Genomic DNA, 14,987 nt, shown 5'->3' on the forward strand with positions numbered 1-14,987 from the left:
TGCGAGCCCGCCGCCGTTTGCCGGCGGCGGGCCGTTAAATCTCGATTTCGCCCTGGAACACGGTGACGGCGGGGCCGGTCATGGTGACCGCGGCGTCGTCGGCCGGCCATTCCACCGTCAGTTCGCCGCCGCGGGTGTGCACCCGCACGCGCCGGTCCAGCAGGCCGCGGCGGATGCCGGCCACCACCGCCGCGCAGGCGCCGGTGCCGCAGGCCAGCGTTTCGCCGGCGCCGCGTTCGAACACGCGCAGACGGATTTCATCGCGGGCGAGCACCTGCATGAAGCCGGCGTTGACCCGTTCCGGGAAGCGGGGATGGTTTTCGATGGCCGCGCCGACGCGCGTCACCGGAGCCAAGGCTACATCTGCGACTACCTGCACCGCGTGGGGGTTCCCCATCGACACCACGCTGACCGACAAGGTCGCATCCTCGACTTGCAAATCGTGGCATACCGCCTCGCGCTCGGCCTGGAACGGAATCTCGTCCGGAGCGAAGCGCGGCCGGCCCATGTCCACCCGGGCCTGGCCGTCGCCCAGGTACTCCGGCGCGATCACGCCCTTGGCGGTTTCCACCCGGATCCGCGATTTGGCGGTGAGGCCGCGGTCGGACACGAATTTGGCGAAGCAGCGCGCGCCGTTGCCGCATTGCTCCACCTCGCCGCCGTCGTTATTGAAGATGCGGTAGCGGAAATCGTTGTCCGGAGAGCGCGGAGGCTCCACCAGCAGTAATTGATCGAAGCCGATGCCGAAGTGGCGATCCCCCAGCTGACGGATGCGCTCCGCGCTCAGGGGAATGGTTTGACTCACGCCGTCGACAACCATGAAGTCGTTGCCGAGGCCGTGCATTTTGGTGAAGTGCAATTTCATTGGCGCGCCAGATCCTGCGTAAACAAGCGGCCCGCTATCGGGCCGGCGGTCGGGCGGCGGGCCGCGCACGCGGAAGCGCGGACGGGGCGTCGCCGCCAATAAGGCAGGTTAGCACAGTGGCGTAGATAGAGGTACAGGCGCGCGCTCAGGCGCTGCTCAGCGGCTTGCCGGGCGGGGCGCCCGCGCCGGCGTAGGCCTGCAGGGCCGCGCTGGACGCGGCCGTCTGCGGCATGGCTTCGCCGCCGGCTTGAACTGCGGCGGCTTGCGCGTCGGCGGCGGCGGCCTGGCCGGCGTCGTCTATCAGTGAACCGGAAGAAGACGCCGGCGCGTCTTGTCCGGTGGCTAGCTTGAGCGTGTCCTCGGCAGCGTCGCCGGACTGGCTGAGCTTGAGCTGCATTTGCATCAGCAGCAGCCGGACCAGCGTCGCCATGTCCAGGCGTGGACGGCTGGTTTGAGCGGGTTCCGGCGTCGGTTCCGGGGCGGCCGGCGCAAGCTCGGGGTCGAAGGCGGCGGTGTCCGCGGCGCGGGGCCTTGGGGAGAGGGCGGGCGGCGTTATCGGCGTGGAATGGATTTTCATTTCAACGGTAAAAATAATAAGCCGGACCCGGCTTAAACCGAGGTCCGGCGGGAAAAGGGCGCTCAGCCCGCGGAAGCTTGAGTCTGGCCGGCGTCGCCGCTATTGGCCTGGTAGGCCGCCAGCGCCGCCTGAACCTGAGCGCCGCCATGGTGATGGTGGCGATGGTGAGGCGGCTGGTTTTGCGCCGCCGTCTGCAAGCTTTGCTGCAACTGCTGGTAATCCTGCTGCGCCTGCTTAAGGTTGCCGCTGCCCAGATCCTGGCCCAGGTTGTTGAACAGCGAGTTGGGCGATGAGGCCGAGGAGGCGCCGCTCAGCGCGCTTAAGGCGTCGTCGGCGTCGCTATTGCCCGAACCGCCGAAGCTGGCCGCCTGCAACTGGCTCAGCATCTGCTGGAACAGCACGGCCAGATCGCCGTTGCCGCCGGCATTGCTGGCTGACGCGTCGCCGGCGGCGGCGACGCTGCCGTCGGTCTGCATGGAGTTGATCAGGCTGGCGAAGTCCTGGCCGCCGGCGTTGGCGGCGTTTGAGCCGCTTGTCGCGCCGCCGGACGCCGCGGACTGCAGGCTGGCGAGGGCTTGCTGCGCGCCGCCCAGATCGCCTTGCCGCACGTCGTTGATCATGGTCTGGAAATCCTGGCGGCGCTGCTGGTGAACGGCTTTACGTTGTTGCCAGGCGTTGCCGCCGGCGTCGATGCCGCTGGTATTGCTGACTGACATGAATGTTCTCCCGCAAAGTCATGATGGAGTTGTCGGTCGTGAGCCTCACGGAGCAGCTCGACTTCCATTGCCGGCCTGGTTCTGACGTTTTGCCGGCGCGGGCGGCAATCCATGCCGCCGTGGCGGAGAGAATTGCCGTCTGGCGGCGAGTTTGGCCTGTTTTCCCGTCAGAACAAGGGCTTGACCCGTTGCCAGTTGCAAACGGCGTGCCAGCCTTGCGGGGAGATTCTGTTAATTTCCGTGAGACAGGAAGTCTCGTTCGGATGGTCTTGTTATAAACAAGTCAGCCCTCTGAACCGCCGGGATGCCGTCATGCGTTTTGCCATTACCTTGTCCGATCGCTTCAAGCCGGTGCTGGACGTGTTCCTGCACGCCGGCTGGCAGCCGTTGAAGTTGTTCTGCACCCCGGTGGACCATCGCATGCATCACCACAAGGAGTCGCTGGCGGCGGCGGAGCGCCTGGGCGTGCCGGTGCAGCTGTCGCGGATGCGCGAGCGCGACTTGCTGGAGCTGGCGGAGCAGGATTGCGAAGTCCTGCTGGTGGCCAGCTACAACTGGCGGGTGCCGGACTGGGAGCCTTATCTGAATTACGCGGTCAACTTCCATCCGTCGCCGCTGCCCATCGGCCGCGGGCCTTACCCCATGGTGAAGGCGATCCTGGACGGCCATAGGCAATGGGGCTGCAGCTGTCACCAATTGACCCGGGAAATGGACGCCGGCGATGTGCTGGCGCAGGAGCAGTTCGCCTTGAGGCCGGACGAAACCCATGAATCGCTGGACGCGAAACTGCAACTGGCGTTGTACCGGCTGGCGGGGCGAGTGGCCGGCGACTTCGCCTCCTTATGGGATCAGGCTCAGCCGCAAGGCGAAAACAGCAGCTATTGGCCGCTGTGGCGGGACGAAGAACGGGTGCTGGATTTCAGCCTGCCGGTGGAGGACGTCATGCGCCGAGTGCGCGCCTTCGGCGACTTCGAATGCCTGGCCGCGGTCAACGGCGTCACCGTGCACGTGCACCGCGCGCAAGGCTGGCGAGAGAGCCACGCTTACCCGCCGGGCTCCTTGATCCTGTCCAATGCGCTGAGCCTCCTGGTGGCCGCCGCCGACGGCATGGTGCTGATCAGCGAATGGAGCCTGAACCCGCCCGGCGGCGTCAGCGGCCGGCTGAGGGGGTGAGGCGCGGCCCCTCGGCCGCGCCTCATCGCCTTATTTCTTCACGTTGAACGCTTCCAGCGCCGCCCGCGCCGCGGCGGCGATGACTTCGTTGTCCTATCTGGTGTCCTTTTTACGGTAGCCTATGAGTTTAGTCACGAGGTGGGACAGATTGCGTTAGATTTTTTGATACCCTGGAAGTATGCTTTTGGGGTGGTTTGTCGTGGGGCTTAATTTTGCAGCTATCCTTATCGGCACTTTAGTATTTTTTTTGCAAGATGTTGACCTTTTTTGAAGGGTTATCGCTGAGTTTCTGCAATATTTTAATTGATTTTGTCATGATTTGATAGGATTATATATTTAAGTTTTATATAGTAAGCCTTGCCTTGTTTTTGGGTGGTGTTAGGTGTCACTATTAATTATTGGTTGTCTGTGTGTTCTGAAGGCTAATTCTGGTAATTGATCACTGGCTTAGTTTAGGGCGTGGATGGAGAAGGTGATGAAAGAGCATTTTTCCGAGGCTGGATTGAGTCGTGTATGGATGGGCGCACTTCCAGTGCCAGAATTTGAATTTGATACTGATAGTGCAATAGGTTTTCGTATGTCTGCCGATGTTCAGTGTGTTCTTGGAACAATTTTAATTGCAGTGGAGAGATTCTGTAGCGCAGGACCTAAGGTGGTATACGGATTCCTGGGGTGTACTTACGAAATAATAAATCAAGCAGAGTTGGATGTTGTTGTTGGTTTTAATGGTGCGGATGTGCCCTGTTTGAATCATGACTTAGCTAACTTTGCTGGGGTTGGTTTTCTTGGGCTGGATGAACGGTCGGCTCACGCAGTTTGCTTGACTGTTAAGAATAGAGTGATGGGATTAATTGATGGTTTGCCTGCTGGGAATTTTACGGTTAATTATGCAATTTCTTCAGAGGTAGGCTCATCACCCAATTTGTTTAGAGATTTGGCTGTGCGTTTAATTGATGAGATTGTGCTATAGGTCAGAAATTTGCAGTTGCAGAGGTTAAGCAATTAGGGTGGGGTACTCATAAGGTAAGGTAGGGGCGTAATGGTGCAGGTTTTGAAGCGGTGCCTGAGTTTGTGCTTGGGAATAGGGTAAGGAAAATGGTTTTGAACTAACGCCGCAATTTACGGAGATGAATAATATTTTATGGGAAGTGCAAGCAGCAGAAGATACTCAATATGGAGAAATTGGATCAATGTATGAAAGGCTGTCTGAATTTCTAAAGAATAAGGTCATTTCAGAAAATTACGTTGCACAAAGCTCCTGTGCTACGAAGGCAGAAGCAGGGTGCGGAAGTAATATGAATGACGCGGACTCATGAAGCCGCAGGAGTTTTGTTAGCCACTCTTAGTCTGGTAAAGCGGACGACGTTGTTTAAGCGTCAAGATATTTAGAGCGTAATTGGCAAAACGCCAGAATGTGCGAGTCTTTCCTTCGGTAAGGTTTCTGTAAAAGGCTGGAGGCAATAATGACCTACGATCATGAAAAAATGGCTGGTATGCGAGCGTTGAGGTTGTGGCAAGAAGGTGTGGTGCTCACGTGCCCAGCATGCGATGTTGTTCTTTCTCCGATACCTGAAGCAACGCCAATAGGTATAATGCCATTTGGCTTGACTTGCCCAGTCAATATGAAGCATGTCTATGTTTATGGAGAAACTAGGAAGGCCTTGGATTCTATTCGTGGAGTAATTAAGATGATGAGTGGAGTGCGTGATTAAAAAGATAGGTCTAGACTCGAATTAAAGATAAGGCCAGTCGGTTTGGAGGAAAATTATGAAAAAAAGCCTTGCTGACTTAGAGTGGATAAGACGGCTGCCTATTAGCGATGTTGAATATATGCAGTGCTCATGACTTTGGCAACACGGCCTTTGGACGCGCCGTAACTTATAAGCCCAAGCCTCACCAAAAGCCCCTCCCGGAGCTTTGGTCGTTCATAAGGCTCAAGCCAGTTTCTGTATTTGCATTGTGGTTTGCGGTAAGCGGCGGGCGAGCTGATGTATTATGCGAAGAATCCTGGGAAACTGAGCGCGGAGCAGGCAGGCGCATTGGCCGGCAATGCCTTGTTGTCCTGGGCTCCAGGGTCGCGTTTGCTACGAGGGTCCAGTCTGAGTGTTGAAGCAGGTATGGGCACGCGTTTGCTGGCAAGGGATGCTGTGGAAGCGTTTGGGCCGAGGCTGGATCGTTTGGCGGAGCAGAGCACACCGGGGCTGAGGATGTATGCGGTGCCAGAGGGGGGAGAGTTTGTTCCTGCTAGGGCATTTGACCCCTCAGGTGCACCATTGCCATATGGGTTTAAGGACTTTAGAGAATATGGCGCATTTGTTGATGTGCTCAAAGCCGGTCTGACAGAGAATACTTCTATTGTTTTTAAAGGTAGTTCTGTTTCTGGTCGTAGCTCACCATATAGTAAAATGCCGGGTGCACCATTTGATTATGGTCGCTTAAGTGACTATGATATTGCATTGGTGAATGATGATCTTTATCTAAAATCTTTAGACTTTGGTAGATCTGCTGGCTTTAAAGTGAAAACTATGCCAGATCGTATTGGTCCATTAAGTGCAGAGCAGGCCAGTTTACTTGGTTTACGTGAAATGCAAAAAATATTGTCTCAGCAATCAGGTCGTCCAGTGGAGTTTATGTTTTATGATAATATTTCCGATGCGCTAAAAGGTCCTTCGCATATTGTTAAACTGGGAATTTGAAAATGAATGTCTATGATCATTATGGGGTTGAGAAGCAAGATGTAGATGATGTGGTGCGCCTACTTGGGGAAACGCTAAAGGTTTGTTTTTTGCCTCATGAAAGTGGTTTTTGGGGAGAGTATTACCTTGCAATGGGTGAGGGTGGTACGAGCTATCGTCTGATTAGGAATTTTAGCGATGATGAGTGGCAGGAGGAGGATTTTAAGGAATGTGTTTGGTTGTTGGAGGCTAATGAGGTTGCAGAGCCTGATGTTTTAATGGTTTTGCTGTCAGGGATGGAAGAAATTAAATTTTTGTATCGCTCAGAGGTGGAGGAAGGGAGTTGGATGCGTAGATATGTTCTTGTGGATGGAAAGCTGGAAATGATTAGGGAAGTTATTGTGTGATGCCGTATTGGTTTTGATGTGGGTGCTTTGATTTAATGTTTGGGTCGGGTGGCAAAAGGCAAAAAAGTGAATGGTATAATTCCTGATTCGGATATTGTTCATAAAATTGGACTGGTGCTTGGCAGAGATGTCTCATTGCTTGAGGGAGGGGATGTTGGCAACTTTGAGGAATTTTCAGAGAAAGATTTAAGTGATTTTCGATTGTTAGATGGCCGAAGCGGTGTTTTGGCAATTTCATATATCAGGTACCGGCTTGCTATTAAGGTAGATATGAATGTGGTTGTCTCATTTCTTGCTGTCGTGGTGCAGCAAGGGACTTCCATTCAGAAATGGGAGAGGCCGAGATAAGTAGTTTAGCAAGCGGGGTAGGCAAGTCATTTGGTTTGCCCGCCTCATGCGAATAGCCCTCGAAAACTTCATCAAAATCAGCTACTTGTAACCGATATCCCCCCACGGTATTGCATACTCACCAATTAAACAGGGCCATGAACCTACGTCATGGCCTGTTGCCAGCAGCGCGGCCCCTCGGCCGCGCCTCATCCCGCCTTATTTCTTCACGGTGAACGCTTCCAACGCCGCCCGCGCCGCTGCGGCGATCACCTCGTCGCTGTGCTTGGCTTCTTTCTTGGCGTGCTTGGTGTAGACCGCCAGCACGATGGGCGCACGCTTGGGCGGCCAGATCACAGCGAAGTCGTTGGCTGTGCCGTAGACGCCGCAGGTGCCGGTTTTGTCCCCCACATCCCAGCCGGCCGGCACCGCGGCGCGGATTCTGGCGTTGCCGGTGGTGTTGCCTTTCAGCCAGTCCGCCAGCTGTTGGCGTTGCGGCTCCGGCAGCACCTTGCCCAGCGTCAGCTTTTGCATGCTCTCCGCCACCGCCTTGGGGGTGGAGGTGTCGCGCGGGTCGCCGGGGATGGCGGAGTTCAGTTCTGGCTCCCGGCGATCCAGGCGGAAGCTGGCGTCGCCGATGGAGCGCATGAAGGCGGTCAGGGCGGTGGGGCCGTTGATTTCCTCGAGCAGCAGATTGGCCGCGCCGTTGTCGCTGTATTGCACGGAGGCGGCGTTGAGTTCGGCCACGGTCATGCCGCTTGCCTGGTGTTTGGTGGTAATCGGGGACCAATTAGGCAGAGTCGTCTTGCTGTAGCGGATGCGTTTGTCCAGCAGGCCCGGTTTTGCTTGGCTCTGCGCCAGCACCCCCGCCGCCAGAAAGCCTTTGAAAGAGCTGCACATGGGAAAGCGTTCGTTGGGACGATTGGCCACGGTGGCGCCGGAGCCGGTGTCGATGGCGTAGACGCCGATGCTGCCGCCAAAGTCGCGCTCCAGTTTTGCCAGCTTGTCGGCGGCGACGGCGAGCGGGTCCGCGGCGACGGCCTGGGTCAGCGGCGCGGCTAGCGATACGAATAAAATCAGATGCTTGAACATGGTTTGGGTCCTTCTGTCTGGTGGGAAAGTGTGGCGCTATCCTGATGGCGAAGGCTTGGGCTGTAAATCGCGCAAACTGTAACGTCTGTAACTTTTTGCGCCGGCGGCAGCGGTGAGGCGGGGTGTCGCCGCCGGGCGTAATCAGGCGCGGTGCCGTCTGAGGAGGGCTGCGTCATGCCGGCGCAGACGGCGCGCTTGGGCGAATTCTGGAAGTGCGTCGCGCACCGGCGAAGGTATAAAGCGGCATTCGCCATTTCGCTTGTAGGATTTTCATGCCGGACCTGATCGCTTTTCATCGCTGCGTCGCGGAGCTGTTGCAACACCTGGGTTTTGACGCGCCGGAGCTGGCCGCGGATCAGGAGGTGCTCAGTCTGCAGTTGGAGCAGCGCTTCTCCCTCCATTTTGTCTGTCTCGATCAGGATAGCTGGTTCATGCAGGCGGACCTTGGCGACGCCTTGCCGTCGCCCGGTCCCGCCGTGTTGGCGCAGGCCTTGCGCCGCAATCAGCTGGCGATTCAAGCCTGGCAGCCGGTGGTCAGCCTGGATCAGGACGAGCGGTTGGGCTGCTGGTTGCGTTTGCCGTGCCAGGGCTGCGATTTGCCGTCGATGGCGTCCGCCCTGGACGCCGTGATTGTCTGCGCCGAAGAGTTGTTGTCGGCGGTGGACGAACTTGTCGTTTGTTAAACCCTTGTTCCGCCTATAAGCCCTGATGGGCAAACTCCTAAGAAAAGGACACTCATGAGCACGATTTCCACCCATATCCCCATGCGCGGGCTGCACTCCGCCCAGGCTTTGCGCGAGAGCTGCGCCGATGTGAACGCCGACAAGGCGCGCATCGGCATGCGCAAGGACGGCACTTTGGTGCTGTACACCGGCCGTTCTTATTTGCTGCATCCGGATCAGACCCGACGCGCCAGCGAGTTTCTGCGCCAGCTGGACCCGCAGCAGGCGGAGTCGGGGTCGCGCCGTTTCCGCCTGGTCGATCTGATCACCAGCCTGAATACCGTCTCCAATGGCCGTCGCGCCCAGCCGCAGGCGGATGAGCCGGCTGCCGCTAGCCGCACCCGCCGTTTGCGTTTTGCCGACGAGACCGCTCCAGTGGCGGAGAAGCGGCCGGTTCAGTCCGCGCCGCGCGCCGAGGCCGATGGCGCCGGCAAGGGTTTCAGCGCCGCCGGCTCTCGCGGCCGAGTGCAGCAGGCCGGCGATATGGTGGTCAAATCCTTCAAGGCGATGGACAAGGGCGCCGTCGCTCATGAGCTGGCGATGTGCAACAGCCATCTCAAGGCCAGCCAGCGGGCCCTGCCGGAGGCGCGGATGCAGGGCGATACGCTGGCGATGCCCTTTATCGCCGGCTCGACGCCGACCACGGAGGAGGTGAAGGGCGCGGTGGGCGAGTTGTTCCGCCTGGGCTTCATGATGGGGGACCCGTCTTCGGCCAATTTCGTCAAAACCGAGGGCGGCAAGGTGGTGCCGGTGGATTTTGGCCTGATGTTCAAGACGGGCGAGCGCGGCGCGGTGTGCCGCAGCGTGATGAGCGAGATCGTGCATGACTACGTCAAGGGCGGCTATCGCTTTGTGCCGGAGCCTTTGAAGGGCGATTATCTGGCGGCGATGCGCGAGTTCGATCAGGTGTTGGGCAAGGACAGCCCGGCGCGCAATGTCAACGTCAAGAAGCTGCAGATGGCGGGCTGGTTCAATAAGACCCGCTAACAAACCCCCTGATCCTGCGTTGCGCCGACTTGCCTAGGTCGTAAAACTGAGTTTTGTTAGCCATGGCCCATCCGTCTGATGGGTGGCTGTGGAAACGGCGTGCTCCTGCTCGGGATGCACGCCGTTTGGCTTTCTTTCCGTCCGCGACGCCGGCGCCTTGACGCTGCTTGCCCGGCTCAGTACCCTGTGGCTCGCGCTGCACCCAATCACGCCGCGCCGGGAGTAGAAGCCCAGAGTCACTTGATCGCAGACAGGAGGTGTCCGCTTTGGCACTTCTACGTCTGCTGCCATGCATGCCCATCCTGGGCGGGCCGTGGCAGGGAGCCTTAACGGGCTACCGGTCTTTGGTCGAGTGAACCGGTCTTCTACCCTTGTCACGAGCCTGCTCAAACCTGCCGCTCGAGCGGGCCTTCTCTCAGGAAACGACTTGGAGGCCGCGATGCGATCCTTCCTTTTTTCTCCCCGTTTTTCTCTTGATCCGCTGTCCTGGCCACAGGAGGCGCGGCTATGAACGCCCTATGCGAGGTAGACGAGCGCCGGCAGTTGCTGGGCCGCGTGCTGGACGCGAGCCAGCTGGGGCTGGAGGCTTTGGACCTGGTGATCCCCGCCGTGGAGGCGGCGGAGCGCTTGTGCCTGAGTCTGGATGCCGAGGACGGTGTGCCGATTGCCGGGCTGTGCCGGCTGGTGCGTTGGGCGATGGAGGACTACCACGGCATGCTGGACAATGTGCGTGAGGAGGCGGCCACGGCTTTGAGCGATGAGGGGTGAGAGGGGGCGCTCCGCGAGTCTTGCAATCTCCCGCCCTAGGCGCCGCCGCTCGCTATGGGGCCGGCGTCGGCACCTGCCAGCCGCCGCCCAGCGCGGCGATCAGCGCCACGCTGCCGGCGTATTGCCGGTTCTTCACGTTCCACAGCGTGCTTTCCGCGTTGATGCGGCCGCTTTGCGCGCTTAAGACATTGAGATAGCTGACGGTGCCGGCGCGGTACTGGTTCAGCGCGATGGTTTCCGCGCGCCGGGCGGCGTCCAGCGCGGCCTGTTGCGAGGCGGCTTCCTCGCCCAGCAGTCTTTGCGCGGCCAGATTGTCTTCCACGCTCTGGAAGGCGGACAGCACGGTCAGGCGGTAGCCGGCGACGCTGGCGTCGTAGGCGGCGACGGCTTGCTCTTTCTGGGCGCTGCGCAGGCCGGCGTCGAACAGGCTGAGCGCCAGCGCCGGGCCCAGCGACCAGACGCGGTTGGGCAGGCTGACCCAGTCGGCGAAGCTGGCACCGCGATAGCCGCCGCTGGCGGACAGGGTGAGGGTGGGGAAGAAGGCGGCCTGGGCGACGCCGATTTCGGCGTTGGCCTGCGCCACCGCGCGTTCGGCGGCGGCGATGTCCGGGCGGCGTTCCAGCAGTTGCGAGGGCAGGCCGGCGGGGATGCTGGGCAAGCGCGGTTCGGCGCCGGGCGCCGGCAGGCTGAAGCTGGCCGGTGTCTGCCCCAGCGCGGCGGCGATGGCGTGTTCCAGCTGGGCGCGGGTTAGCTGTTTGTCCGCCCGCTGCGCCTGGGCGCTTTGCCATTGGCTTTCGGCCTGGGCCACGTTGGCGTCGGAAACAATGCCGGCCTGGTATTGATTGCGGGTCAGCTTCAGCGTTTCCGCCAGCGCTTGTTCATTGGCTTGCAGTTGCCGCAGTTGCAGGTCGGCGACGCTGATTTGCAGATAGGCGGTGGCCAGCTGCGCCTGGGCGCTGAGGCGTATCGCCGCCAGTTGCGCGGCGCTGGCTTGGGCTTTGGCGGAGCCGGCTTCCACGGAGCGGCGCAGGCCGCCCCACAGGTCCAGCTCCCAGCTGGCGTTGGCGCTCAGGTTATAGCTGGTGGACGTGGCCTGGCCGGGGGAACTGACGCCGCGGCTTTGGCCGGCGCTGAGGCCCAGGCTGGGAAAGAGCCCGGCTTCGGCCTGCTTCAGCAAGGCCTGGGCCTGGCGGTATTGGGCTTCGGCCTGGGCGATGCCTGGGCTTTGCCGGTTCAGGGTGTCCATCAACTGGTCCAGCCGCGGGTCTTGGTAGATGCGCCACCAGTCGCCGCGAGGCACTGCATCTTGCGGCTGGGCGCTTTTCCAGCGGCCGTCCTCTTTGTATGCAGCCGGCACGTCCAGCTTGGGCTTGGCGTAGTCCGGGCCCAGCGCGCAGCCGGCCAGCAACAGCGCGCAGGCCAGCGTAAGGCTTTGTGTTTTCATGGGTTTCATTCCTCGGCTCCGCGGTTCAGCGCGGCGCGCGCGGGCCGCCAGCGGCGGCACCACAGCCGGAAGCGGTCCAGATACAGGTAAACGACGGGGGTGGTGTACAGGGTCAGCAGCTGGCTGAGCAGCAGGCCGCCGACGATGGAGATGCCCAGCGGGGTGCGCAGCTCGGCGCCGTCGCCGCGGCCCAGGGCCAGCGGCAGCGCGCCGAACAGCGCGGCCAGCGTGGTCATCATGATGGGGCGGAAGCGCAGCAGGCAGGCCTGGCGTATCGCCTGTTCCGGCGTCATCTGCTGTTCGCGCTCGGCGTTGAGCGCGAAGTCTATCATCATGATGGCGTTCTTTTTGACGATGCCGATCAGCAGCAGCACGCCTATCAGCGCGATGACGTTGAATTCGCCGCCGGTGGCGATGATGGCCAGCAGCGCGCCGACGCCGGCGGAGGGCAGGGTGGAGAGGATGGTGACCGGGTGCACCACGCTTTCATACAGCATGCCCAGCACGATGTAGACGGCGATCAGCGCGGCCAGGATCAGCAGCGGCTGGCTGTCCAGCGAGGCCTGGAAAGTTTTGGCGCTGCCCTGGAAGCTGCCGTGAATGCTGCTGGGCAGGCCGACGCCGGCCAGCGCCTGGTTGATGGCGTCGGTGGCGTCGGACAGCGCGGCGCCCGGCGGCAGATTGAAGGAGACGGTGGCGGCGGCGAACTGGCTTTGGTGGTTGACCGACAGCGCGGTGTTGCCGGGCGCCCAGCGGGCGACGGCGGACAGCGGGGTGGGCTGGCCGCCCGGCGTTTGCAGGAAGATGCTGTCCAGGCCGTCCGGGCCTTGCCAGTATTGCGGCGCCACTTCCATTACCACGCGGTATTGGTTGAGCGCGTTGTAGATGGTGGATACCTGGCGCTGGCCGAAGGCGTCGTTGAGCGCGGCGTCCACCTGGGCCTGGGTCAGGCCCAGCCGCGCCATGGCGTCGCGGTCGAAAACCAGGGTGGTTTGCAGGCCTTTGACTTCCTGGTCGGTGTTGACGTCGGCCAGCATGGGCAGCTTCATCAGCGCTTGCTGCACCTTGGGCGTCCATTCGCGCAGTTCGGCCAGATCATCGCCTTGCAGGGTGTATTGGTACTGGGCGTTGCTGGAACGGCCGCCGATGCGGATGTCCTGCACCGCCTGCAAAAAGAGCTGGGCGCCGGGTTCGCGCGCCAGGGTTTTGCGCAGCCGGGCAATGACTTGGTCCGAGCTTTCTCCGCGTTGGCTCAGCGGCTTGAGGCTGACGAACATATTGGCGCTATTGCGTTGGCCGCCGCCGGTGAAGCCGAGCACGGCGTCCACCACCGGGTCTTGGCTGACCACGGTGATGAAGCGCTGCAGCTTTTGCTGCATGGCCTGGAAGGAGATGTTCTGGTCCGCGCGTATCATGCCGTTGAGCCGGCCGGTGTCCTGCTGCGGGAAGAAGCCCTTGGGCACCGCCAGATAGAGGTAGACGTTGAGGCCTATGGTGGCGGCCAGGATCAGCATCATCAGCGGGCCGTGGCGCAAGGCCCAGTCCAGGCTGCGGCGATAGCCGTCCAGCATGGCGTCGAAGATGCGTTCGCTCCATTGAAACAGCCGGCCGGGAGGCCGTTCTTCGCGCGGTTTGAGCCAGCGCGCGCAGAGCATGGGCGTGGTGGTCAGCGAGACCAGCAGCGACACCAGGATGGCCACGGACAGGGTGACGGCGAATTCGCGGAACAGCCGGCCGATCACGCCGCCCATCAGCAGAATGGGAATGAAGACGGCGATCAGGGAGACGCTCATGGACAGCACGGTGAAGCCCACTTCGCGCGCGCCGCGCAAGGCGGCCTGCATCGGTTTCATGCCGTCTTCGATGTGGCGGGCGATGTTTTCCAGCACCACGATGGTGTCGTCGACGACGAAGCCGGTGGCGATGGTCAGCGCCATCAGGCTGAGGTTGTTGAGGGAGAAGCCGGCCAGGTACATCACGGAGAAGGCGCCCACCAGGGACACGGGCACGGTGATGGCGGGGATGGCGGTGGCGCGGCCGTTGCGCAGGAACAGGAAGACCACCAGGATGACCAGGGCCACCGAGATCAGCAGCGAGCGCTCCACTTCCTGCAGCGAGGCGCGGATGGTGGGGCTGCGGTCCATCACCACTTGCATGTTGATGGCGGCGGGGATGGAGGCTTGCAGCTGCGGCAGCAGCGCCTTGACCCGGTCTATGGTTTCGATGATGTTGGCGCCGGGCTGGCGGAACAGCATCAGCATCACCGCCGGCTGCCGGCCCAGGAGGCCGGCGTTGCGCAGGTCCACCACGGCGTCCTTGACCTCGGCCACGTCGGCGATGCGCACCGCGGCGCCGTTTTTGTAGCTGACGATCAGCGGCAGGTAGTCGCTGGCCTTGGTGGCCTGGTCGTTGGCCTGCACCTGCCAGTGTCGTTCGTCGTTTTCCAGAAAGCCCTTGGGCCGGTTGGCGTTGGTGCCGGCGATGGCGCCGCGCACGGTTTCCATGCCGATGCCGTAGTGGTTGAGCTGGCGCGGGTTCAGTTCCACCCGCACCGCCGGCTGCGCGCCGCCGCCCACGTTGACGTCGCCTATGCCCTCCACCTGGGCCAGCTTCTGGCCGAGTATGGTGTCGGCGGCGTCGTACATCTGGCCGCGGCTCAGGCTGTCCGAGGTCAGCGCGATGATCATGATGGGCGCGTCGGCGGGGTTGACCTTGCGATAGGTGGGGTTGGACGGCATGCCGGTGGGCAGCAGCGAGCGGGCGGCGTTGATGGCCGCCTGCACGTCGCGCGCGGCGCCGTCGATGTCGCGGTCCAGCTCAAACTGCAGGGTGACGCGGGTGGAGCCCAGGGAGCTGGACGAGGTCATTTCCGTGACGCCGGCGATGCGGCCCAGCGCCCGTTCCAGCGGGGTGGCCACGGTGGCGGCCATGGTTTCCGGGCTGGCGCCGGGCAGGCGCGCGCTGACGGAGATGGTGGGAAAGTCCACTTGCGGCAGCGGCGACACCGGCAGCAGCTTGAAGGCCAGCAAGCCGGCCAGCAGGATGGCCAGGGTCAGCAGAGTGGTGGCCACCGGGCGGCGGATGAAGGGAGCGGAGGGGATCACGAGAAAATCCTCATCGGCCATGGAAACACGCGGAAGGACACGGACAAAAACCAGCCATGCAAGGGTTTGATGGCGGTTAGCGTTGTTTGGCTAAGGGCGATCCTGTCGAAAATGTCACGGAATTCCGTAT

The 14,987-nt window shown here is 61.1% G+C and carries 15 protein-coding genes; 9 read left to right on the top strand and 6 right to left on the bottom strand.

What is annotated here, in order from left to right; translation table 11 throughout:
• Nucleotides 1-34: 34 nt before the first annotated feature.
• The 3 genes from dapF to QUG03_RS06450 form a co-directional block, all read right to left on the bottom strand.
• The gene (dapF, locus tag QUG03_RS06440; RefSeq protein ID WP_107799385.1) at nt 35-865 is read right to left on the bottom strand and encodes a diaminopimelate epimerase; all 831 of its coding nucleotides are present in this window, start codon (nt 863-865) and stop codon (nt 35-37) included.
• A 145-nt stretch (nt 866-1,010) separates the two neighbouring features.
• Entirely contained in the window at nt 1,011-1,295 is a 285-nt protein-coding gene (locus tag QUG03_RS06445; protein WP_107799384.1) for a hypothetical protein, read from the bottom strand.
• A gap of 209 nt (nt 1,296-1,504) precedes the next feature.
• On the bottom strand, nt 1,505-2,158 hold the full coding sequence (locus tag QUG03_RS06450; protein WP_107799383.1) for a hypothetical protein: 654 nt from the start codon (nt 2,156-2,158) through the stop codon (nt 1,505-1,507).
• A gap of 312 nt (nt 2,159-2,470) precedes the next feature.
• On the opposite strand from QUG03_RS06450, the gene QUG03_RS06455 reads away from it, so the two are divergent.
• The 6 genes from QUG03_RS06455 (at nt 2,471) to QUG03_RS06480 (ending at nt 6,761) form a co-directional block, all read left to right on the top strand.
• A complete protein-coding gene (locus QUG03_RS06455) occupies nt 2,471-3,331 on the top strand; it encodes a methionyl-tRNA formyltransferase (RefSeq protein WP_107799382.1) in 861 nt (286 codons plus the stop codon).
• Between the two features lie 475 nt (nt 3,332-3,806).
• Complete coding sequence (locus QUG03_RS06460) at nt 3,807-4,301, top strand: hypothetical protein (protein WP_500819667.1); 495 nt, start codon at nt 3,807-3,809, stop codon at nt 4,299-4,301.
• A gap of 493 nt (nt 4,302-4,794) precedes the next feature.
• Nucleotides 4,795-5,043: a hypothetical protein gene (locus QUG03_RS06465; protein WP_500819668.1), complete on the top strand. Its 249-nt coding sequence runs from the start codon at nt 4,795-4,797 to the stop codon at nt 5,041-5,043.
• Between the two features lie 276 nt (nt 5,044-5,319).
• Nucleotides 5,320-6,027 (top strand): hypothetical protein, encoded by a 708-nt coding sequence (locus tag QUG03_RS06470; RefSeq protein ID WP_500819669.1) that lies wholly within the window; start codon nt 5,320-5,322, stop codon nt 6,025-6,027.
• A 2-nt stretch (nt 6,028-6,029) separates the two neighbouring features.
• On the top strand, nt 6,030-6,413 hold the full coding sequence (locus QUG03_RS06475) for a hypothetical protein (protein WP_500819670.1): 384 nt from the start codon (nt 6,030-6,032) through the stop codon (nt 6,411-6,413).
• 48 nt (nt 6,414-6,461) lie between these two features.
• On the top strand, nt 6,462-6,761 hold the full coding sequence (locus QUG03_RS06480) for a hypothetical protein (protein ID WP_500819671.1): 300 nt from the start codon (nt 6,462-6,464) through the stop codon (nt 6,759-6,761).
• A 198-nt stretch (nt 6,762-6,959) separates the two neighbouring features.
• Here QUG03_RS06480 and blaCRH read toward each other — a convergent pair whose 3' ends face one another.
• Nucleotides 6,960-7,832, bottom strand: coding sequence for a CRH family carbapenem-hydrolyzing class A beta-lactamase (blaCRH, locus tag QUG03_RS06485; RefSeq protein WP_500819672.1), 873 nt, complete (start codon nt 7,830-7,832; stop codon nt 6,960-6,962).
• A 272-nt stretch (nt 7,833-8,104) separates the two neighbouring features.
• Here blaCRH and QUG03_RS06490 point away from each other — a divergent pair, with 272 nt between their 5' ends.
• The 3 genes from QUG03_RS06490 (at nt 8,105) to QUG03_RS06500 (ending at nt 10,309) form a co-directional block, all read left to right on the top strand.
• Nucleotides 8,105-8,515: a CesT family type III secretion system chaperone gene (locus tag QUG03_RS06490; RefSeq protein WP_081544576.1), complete on the top strand. Its 411-nt coding sequence runs from the start codon at nt 8,105-8,107 to the stop codon at nt 8,513-8,515.
• Nucleotides 8,516-8,569: 54 nt separating this feature from the next.
• Complete coding sequence (locus QUG03_RS06495) at nt 8,570-9,541, top strand: protein kinase family protein (RefSeq protein ID WP_253315606.1); 972 nt, start codon at nt 8,570-8,572, stop codon at nt 9,539-9,541.
• Between the two features lie 507 nt (nt 9,542-10,048).
• On the top strand, nt 10,049-10,309 hold the full coding sequence (locus QUG03_RS06500; RefSeq protein WP_227108020.1) for a hypothetical protein: 261 nt from the start codon (nt 10,049-10,051) through the stop codon (nt 10,307-10,309).
• Between the two features lie 52 nt (nt 10,310-10,361).
• Here the strand turns inward: QUG03_RS06500 and QUG03_RS06505 are convergent, their stop codons facing one another.
• A complete protein-coding gene (locus tag QUG03_RS06505) occupies nt 10,362-11,753 on the bottom strand; it encodes an efflux transporter outer membrane subunit (protein ID WP_235088906.1) in 1,392 nt (463 codons plus the stop codon).
• A gap of 5 nt (nt 11,754-11,758) precedes the next feature.
• Nucleotides 11,759-14,857, bottom strand: coding sequence for a multidrug efflux RND transporter permease subunit (locus tag QUG03_RS06510; protein WP_500819673.1), 3,099 nt, complete (start codon nt 14,855-14,857; stop codon nt 11,759-11,761).
• Nucleotides 14,858-14,987: the final 130 nt, after the last annotated feature.

The sequence above is a fragment of the Chromobacterium sp. CCUG 30098 genome, assembly GCF_059916605.1.

Coding starts and splice junctions, on each gene's coding strand:
- dapF (WP_107799385.1), bottom strand. CDS start 865: ATGAAATTGCACTTCACCAAAATGCACGGCCTCGGCAACGACTTCATG.
- QUG03_RS06445 (WP_107799384.1), bottom strand. CDS start 1,295: ATGGCGACGCTGGTCCGGCTGCTGCTGATGCAAATGCAGCTCAAGCTC.
- QUG03_RS06450 (WP_107799383.1), bottom strand. CDS start 2,158: ATGTCAGTCAGCAATACCAGCGGCATCGACGCCGGCGGCAACGCCTGG.
- QUG03_RS06455 (WP_107799382.1), top strand. CDS start 2,471: ATGCGTTTTGCCATTACCTTGTCCGATCGCTTCAAGCCGGTGCTGGAC.
- QUG03_RS06460 (WP_500819667.1), top strand. CDS start 3,807: ATGAAAGAGCATTTTTCCGAGGCTGGATTGAGTCGTGTATGGATGGGC.
- QUG03_RS06465 (WP_500819668.1), top strand. CDS start 4,795: ATGACCTACGATCATGAAAAAATGGCTGGTATGCGAGCGTTGAGGTTG.
- QUG03_RS06470 (WP_500819669.1), top strand. CDS start 5,320: ATGTATTATGCGAAGAATCCTGGGAAACTGAGCGCGGAGCAGGCAGGC.
- QUG03_RS06475 (WP_500819670.1), top strand. CDS start 6,030: ATGAATGTCTATGATCATTATGGGGTTGAGAAGCAAGATGTAGATGAT.
- blaCRH (WP_500819672.1), bottom strand. CDS start 7,832: ATGTTCAAGCATCTGATTTTATTCGTATCGCTAGCCGCGCCGCTGACC.
- QUG03_RS06490 (WP_081544576.1), top strand. CDS start 8,105: ATGCCGGACCTGATCGCTTTTCATCGCTGCGTCGCGGAGCTGTTGCAA.
- QUG03_RS06495 (WP_253315606.1), top strand. CDS start 8,570: ATGAGCACGATTTCCACCCATATCCCCATGCGCGGGCTGCACTCCGCC.
- QUG03_RS06500 (WP_227108020.1), top strand. CDS start 10,049: ATGAACGCCCTATGCGAGGTAGACGAGCGCCGGCAGTTGCTGGGCCGC.
- QUG03_RS06505 (WP_235088906.1), bottom strand. CDS start 11,753: ATGAAAACACAAAGCCTTACGCTGGCCTGCGCGCTGTTGCTGGCCGGC.